Source organism: Mycobacterium sp. E2497 (assembly GCF_001668695.1).
GTDB lineage: Bacteria > Actinomycetota > Actinomycetes > Mycobacteriales > Mycobacteriaceae > Mycobacterium.
On record NZ_LZKD01000074.1, the window covers coordinates 1 to 5702 of the forward strand.

The window sequence follows — 5702 nt, forward strand, 5'->3', positions numbered from 1 at the left end:
TCGCCCTGCTGCATCAGCACCTGGCCGGGCGCGGCGCGCAGCGGTTGCAGCGACGCGGCCAGCGGCGCCAGATCGGCGGTCGGACACCCCTCGAAGATGTCCATCGCCGCCAGCTCGTCGGCCCGCGCGCCGGTCAAGGCCACCGCGATAGCCCGCCGTTCATGCCCTCACGGCGCGGGTCTGCGCGTCGCGATGACCGCCGCTCTGCCATGACCTGCCCGCCTGCGTCGCCGTCGTCTACCGCGCCAGGCCGAGTCCCCTGGCCGCGGTCGGATGCTGCCCAGGTTATGGGCTGGGTTCCGGCCGCGGCAAGGAGCGCGCGTCGCCCGTGGGTGTCCGCCAGGCCGCGGGGCATGATGAGCGGGTGAGCCGAGCCCACCGCAGTTCACCGCGCCCGACCGGTGCCGGGCCGCGCAAGGTGCGGGTGGGCGGCCTCTGGTTCGATGCCCTGACTGAGCGGCAGGTCGTCGACACCGTGCGGGCGGCCTGGGCCGCCGGCCGGGGCGGCTGGATTGTGCCGGTGAACGTCGATGTGGCCCGCGCCGCCGCCCGCAGCCCCGAACTCGCCGATCTCGTCGCCCGGGCGTCCCTCGTCGTCGCGGACGGGATGCCGCTGGTGTGGGCGGCGCGAGCCCAGGGCGACGGGCTGCCCGAGCGCGTCGCCGGGTCGTCGTTGATCTCTCCGCTGTGCGCCGCGGCGGCCGCCGACGGCAGGTCGGTGTACCTCCTCGGCGGCGCCGAAGGGGTGCCGGAACGGGCGGCCGGGGCGCTGGCGGCGCGGTCCGGCAACCTGCGCGTCGCCGGGACGTGCTCGCCGGAATTCGGCTTCGACAAGACCGAGGAAGGGGCCCGCCGCGTGGTCGCGTCCGTTGCGGCCGCCGCACCCGATCTGGTGTTCGTGGGCTTGGGCTTCCCCCGGCAGGAGCGCCTGATCGAGCTGCTGCGCGAGGAACTTCCGGGCGCCTGGTGCCTCGCCTGCGGTGGGGGCATCGCGATGGCCGCCGGGATTGTCCGCCGCGCGTCGCCCGTGCTGCAACGGCTGGGATTGGAGTGGGTGCACCGGCTGGCGCTCGAGCCGCGGCGCCTGGCGCGCAGGTATCTTCGCGACGATCTGCCGTTCGCGCTGGCGCTGGTGATTCGCGCGGTGGCGCAACGGTTTACGCGAGTCCGGATTCCCGGCCGCTCAAGATGAGTCGCACGGCCGCCGCCAGATCGTCGGCAACCGCGTCGGCGCCGTCCGCCTCCGCGCCGCCGGCGCGGAGCAGGACGGTAGCCGTGCCGGCCGCGCGGCCCGCCAGCATGTCGCTCTCGCTGTCCCCGATCATCACCGACTCGGCCAGAGCGAAACCGAGCTCGCGCGCCGCCCGCACCAGCATGCCGGCGCCGGGCTTGCGGCAGTCGCAGCTGGCGGCCGCGTGCGGGCAGTGGTACACCGCGTCCAGGCGGGCGCCCTCGTCCGCGAGGAGCCGCTCCAGCCGGTCCTGGACGGCGGTGAAGCCCGCCGCGTCCGCGGCCGGTTCGGACAGCCAACGCTGATTGGTCACCAGGACGGTGCGCAGGCCGGCCGCGTTCAGGGCGGCCACCGCCTTGGCCGCGCCGGGCAGGAGGACCAATTCCTCGGGCGCCGTGACGTATTCGCCGTCGGCGGCCTTGACGTTGATCGTCCCGTCCCGGTCCAGGAACACGGTGCGGACCTTGCGAAAATCGGCCATCCTCGCGACGGCGTCAGTGGGGCCGGGGAAACAGCGCCGCTTCGACCATCTCGCAGATCGAGTGGCCCAGGTGCAGGCAAGCCTCCTGGACCCGCCCGGTGTTGTCGGTCGGGACACGGATGCAGAACTCGGCGACCTCGGCCACCTTCCCGCCGCGCGCACCGGTGAGCGCCACCGTCGTCATCCCGGCATCGGCGGCCGCCTCCAGCGCCCGGACGACGTTCGGCGAGTTGCCCGACGTAGTGAGGCCGACCACGACGTCGCCCGCGCGGCCGGCGGCGAGCACCTGGCGGGCGAACACCTCGTCGTAGGAATAGTCGTTGCCGATCGCCGTCATCGCCGCCGTCGCGTCCGGCAGGCTGATCGCGGCCAGGCCCGGCCGGTCAAAAGCGAAGCGGCCCATCAGCTCCGCGGCCAGATGCCCGGCATCCTGCGCGGATCCGCCGTTGCCGAAGAAGATCACCTTTCCGCCCGAACGCAGCGACTCGATCATCAGTCGCGCGATCTCGACGGTCTGCGCGGCGATCCCGCCCGCCAGCATCTCCTGCTTGACGGCGATCGTCTCCGCCAACCGCTCCTGGACCAGTTCGACGCTTGGCGTGACGACATCCGAGGTGCTCATGCCTGCCATGTGGTCAATCCTTTGCTCTCGAAAGCGAATTCGGTGATGCTGGCGCCGGCCGACTCCAGGCTTTCGATGAGGCGGTGCTTCTTGGCGAAGTCGCAGAACAACAGGATGTAACCACCACCGCCGGCTCCGGTGATCTTGCCGCCCAGGGCGCCGTTTTTCAGCGCCAGGTCGTAGAGCTCGTCGATGCGCTCGTTGGTGATGTAGGGCGACATGCGCTTCTTCTGAATCCAGGCCTCGCCGAGCAGGGCGCCGAAATCGTTCAGCTTGTTGGTGAGCAGGGCGGCCTTCATCGCCACCGCCAACTCCTTTTGGGCCCGCAGCCCGGCCAGCGTGTCGTCGGCGCCGGTGACGGCGCGCCGCGTTTGGTCCTCGATCACCCGGGCGGAGTCCCGGGTGATGCCCGTAAAGCACAGCAGCAGACTCAGTTCGAGCTCGAACGCGGTCTCCTCCCGGACGCGCAGCGGGTTGACGATCACGCGGTCGGTGAACTCGATGAAGTTGAACCCCCCGAACGTGGCCGCGTACAGGTCCTGCATGCCGCCCGTGATGCCCAAGTCCTCCCGCTCGATGGCACAGGCCAACTGCGCGGTCTCGTACTCGCCCATCGGCACGCCGTAGTGCTCGGCGAGCAGGCCCGTCAGCGCGACCATCATCGTCGACGAGGAGCCCAGCCCCGAGCCCGGCGGAGCGCTGGAGCGCAGCACCAGGTCGTAGCCGTCCGTGCCCTCCCTACCGAACCGGCGCACGGCGGCCTTGATCAGATCCAGGCTGCCGTCGTAAAGGATCTCGCTGTCGAGCCTCATCTCGGTAGTGGTCTTGAAGTCCACCGACTCGATGGTGACCATGCGATCGGTGCGCGGGGTGAGCGATCCCTGCGCATACCGGTCGATGGTCGCGGACAGGACGCAGCCGCCCTCGGTGGCCGGGAACGGCGGTACGTCGGTGCCGCCGCCCGCGAACGAAATCCGCAGCGGCGCACGTGCGCGGATCCGGGGACGGGGCGAGGGATGCACTGTCAACGCAATCCGCTCAGCCTGCCGACGCGCGTCCCGCGATCGCCGGCGAAATGTGCGTCACGTGCTAACCCCGTCCGTTGGCTGCGTGAGGCCCACTGCGTCGCCTCTCACGAAGAGCCTTAGCGTAGCAGCCGGATCGGCGGAAAAATGGGGATTCACCTGCGGATTATCCCGACGCGTGCACGCCCGAACGAAAGCGACGAAATGAGCCAGGACGCAGTCGAATTGACCCGGGGTCTGCTGACCGAGCCCGCCGTGCCGCGGCACGGATTCCTCGACGTACTGGGCGAATCGACGAGCTCGCCGGCCCCGACGCTCGCGCAGCGCGCCATGAACAGCCCCCTGGTCGCCACGGTCTACGAACGGCTGTGGCGCCCGGCCGCGTTCTACGCGGCCAGCGGTGTCACCACGGGCGCCGAGCAGCGGCGCGCGGCGTCGGCGCTTCGGCTGTCCACCGCGCACCGACTGCTCGACGTCGCCTGCGGCCCAGGCAACTTCACCGGCTCGCTGGCAGAACAACTACCGGATGGCGGACTCGCGGTCGGCTTCGACATCTCCGAGCCGATGCTCACGCGGGCCGTCCTGGACAACAGCGCCCCGCGGACCTGCTACGTGCGCGGCGACGCCCGCGCGTTGCCGTTCACCGACGCGACGTTCGACGCGCTTTGCTGCTTCGGCGCGCTGTACCTGATGCCCGAACCGTTCCGCGTCGCACGCGAAATGGTGCGGGTGCTCAAGCCGGGGGGCCGGATCGCGGTCCTCACCAGCTACGTCCCCGACCTGCCGGGCATCCGGCACGCGATGACCGCCGGTGCCCGCGTCATCGGGCTCTCGATGTTCGACCGGCACGCCTTCGTCGACCTGTTCTCGTCGGCCGGGCTGATCGACATCGAGCAGCAGACCCAGCGCGCGCTGCAGTTCGTTGCCGCGGCAAAGCCGGGCTGACGGGACTAGGAAGCCGCCTTGCACACGCCGAGCACCCGGACCACCGGCGTGCCCGCCTCGCACTCGAGTACCCACGGGGCACCGCCGTCGAGGGCCTCGGAGGTGAGCGTGAACATCACCGGCTGACCGCTGCGCTGTGTCATCTGCGTGCATTCCACCCGGAACAGGCGATAGTCACCGCGTTCACCGATGGCGAGCGAAAAGCCCGGCCGCACCGACTCGACCGGCACCTTCTGCAGGTAGTAGTCAACGTTCATCCGTCGACCGTAGGACGGGTATTCCGACGCGCCCGGCGCCGCCACGCGCCTCTTAGTCAATGTTCAGGCAATTTTTGGGGCCGCATTAGTCTTCGTCCCGGGCATGCGCACCGGGCTGCAGCACGAACTCGGCGATGATCGACGCCATGTCGTCGATGGCGCTGCGCGAGATGACTTCATAGCCGTGCGTGCTCAGCGTGGGCACGCACAGCAGACCCGCACGCGGTGTCAGCCCGTTGGCCTTCGAGTGCGACGCGTCGGATTCGAAGGCGCCCAACACCGCCGCCTGCGGGGACAACCCAAGGCCGGCGGCGATGCCCATCAGCCGGTCGGCGACGTCCTTGTCGTAGACGCACAACGCGTCGCTGTAGCCGACGATGGGGCCGCCGGTGACGCTGGTGCCGTACTCGCGCTCGGTGGGGCCGACCTCGAGGGCCAGGGTGAGGGTGCCGGGCAGCGACCCGCTGGCGTACGTCCCGCCCACCCCGCCGATCTCCTCGTTGGTGGTGAACACGAGATACACGTCGTCGACGGGCCGTTGGGCGCGCTCGCGCAACAGGCGTGCGGCGCGCAGCAGGGCGGTCGCCGCGGCGCGGTCGTCGAGGAAGTAGCAGCCCAGGTAACCGCCGAATTCGACGAGCGTCCGCTTGGTGCGGTCGACGCACACGCGGGTGCCCGGGCGCACCCCGGCGACCTCCAATTCGTCGGTGCTCAGCCCCGTGAAGACGTAGACGTGGTCCCAGTCCAGCGCCTTGTCGCCCTGGTCGGGCTTGGTCTGCCAGATCCGCTGGCTCTCCTGGGTGGTGTGTTCGGAGCCGAGCGTCAATACCGCGGTCAGCGTCTCGTGCTCGCCGAGCACGGCGACCGGGCCGAGGCCGAAGTTGCCGGGATACATCGTGCCCAGCTGGGTCACATGCAGGGTGCCATCCGGTTCCACCCGCTTGACGAGCATGGACAGCTCGTCCAGGTGCGCCATGACTCGCGTCGCGACGCCGGGCTCGGCCGCCGAGGACACCCGGTGGCGGTGCACGCGCCCGGCGTCGTCGCCCGGGGGCGTGGCGGCGATGTACCCGATCAGGTTGCCCGCGTCGTCGGTCCACATGTCGTCGACGACGGGTCGCAGTTCGCGGGCGCACACCGC

7 protein-coding genes and 1 pseudogene are annotated in these 5702 nt (G+C 70.6%); 2 read left to right on the plus strand and 6 right to left on the minus strand.

The window, feature by feature from the left end; translation table 11 throughout:
* A pseudogene (locus tag A5713_RS28175) lies at positions 1-104 on the minus strand (GNAT family N-acetyltransferase); the annotation flags it as partial.
* Between the two features lie 260 nt (positions 105-364).
* On the opposite strand from A5713_RS28175, the gene A5713_RS05805 reads away from it, so the two are divergent.
* On the plus strand, positions 365-1192 hold the full coding sequence (locus A5713_RS05805; protein WP_197509108.1) for a WecB/TagA/CpsF family glycosyltransferase: 828 nt from the start codon (positions 365-367) through the stop codon (positions 1190-1192).
* Here the strand turns inward: A5713_RS05805 and A5713_RS05810 are convergent.
* From A5713_RS05810 to A5713_RS05820, 3 genes are read right to left on the minus strand one after another with little or no spacing between them, the layout of a single operon-like run.
* Positions 1158-1712 (minus strand): HAD-IIIA family hydrolase, encoded by a 555-nt coding sequence (locus A5713_RS05810; RefSeq protein ID WP_067919658.1) that lies wholly within the window; start codon positions 1710-1712, stop codon positions 1158-1160. The two genes, A5713_RS05805 and A5713_RS05810, sit on opposite strands and share 35 nt — an antisense overlap.
* Before the next feature lie 13 nt (positions 1713-1725).
* A complete protein-coding gene (locus A5713_RS05815) occupies positions 1726-2343 on the minus strand; it encodes an SIS domain-containing protein (RefSeq protein ID WP_197516305.1) in 618 nt (205 codons plus the stop codon).
* Entirely contained in the window at positions 2331-3356 is a 1026-nt protein-coding gene (locus tag A5713_RS05820; protein ID WP_067919654.1) for a GHMP kinase, read from the minus strand. The genes A5713_RS05815 and A5713_RS05820 overlap by 13 nt, the downstream gene beginning before the upstream one ends.
* Positions 3357-3563: 207 nt before the next feature.
* Here A5713_RS05820 and A5713_RS05825 point away from each other — a divergent pair, with 207 nt between their 5' ends.
* Positions 3564-4304 (plus strand): class I SAM-dependent methyltransferase, encoded by a 741-nt coding sequence (locus A5713_RS05825; RefSeq protein ID WP_068093544.1) that lies wholly within the window; start codon positions 3564-3566, stop codon positions 4302-4304.
* Between the two features lie 5 nt (positions 4305-4309).
* Here A5713_RS05825 and A5713_RS05830 read toward each other — a convergent pair whose 3' ends face one another.
* Complete coding sequence (locus tag A5713_RS05830; RefSeq protein ID WP_067919652.1) at positions 4310-4561, minus strand: hypothetical protein; 252 nt, start codon at positions 4559-4561, stop codon at positions 4310-4312.
* An 85-nt stretch (positions 4562-4646) separates the two neighbouring features.
* Positions 4647-5702, minus strand: a 1056-nt coding sequence (locus A5713_RS05835; RefSeq protein WP_231980259.1) for a peptidase M42, incomplete at its 5' end; no start/stop codon positions are given.

What these genes read in the sequence shown, in the direction of transcription:
- A5713_RS05810 (WP_067919658.1), bottom strand. Translation starts at nt 1,712, where the DNA reads ATGGCCGATTTTCGCAAGGTCCGCACCGTGTTCCTGGACCGGGACGGG.
- A5713_RS05815 (WP_197516305.1), bottom strand. Translation starts at nt 2,343, where the DNA reads ATGGCAGGCATGAGCACCTCGGATGTCGTCACGCCAAGCGTCGAACTG.
- A5713_RS05825 (WP_068093544.1), top strand. Translation starts at nt 3,564, where the DNA reads ATGAGCCAGGACGCAGTCGAATTGACCCGGGGTCTGCTGACCGAGCCC.
- A5713_RS05830 (WP_067919652.1), bottom strand. Translation starts at nt 4,561, where the DNA reads ATGAACGTTGACTACTACCTGCAGAAGGTGCCGGTCGAGTCGGTGCGG.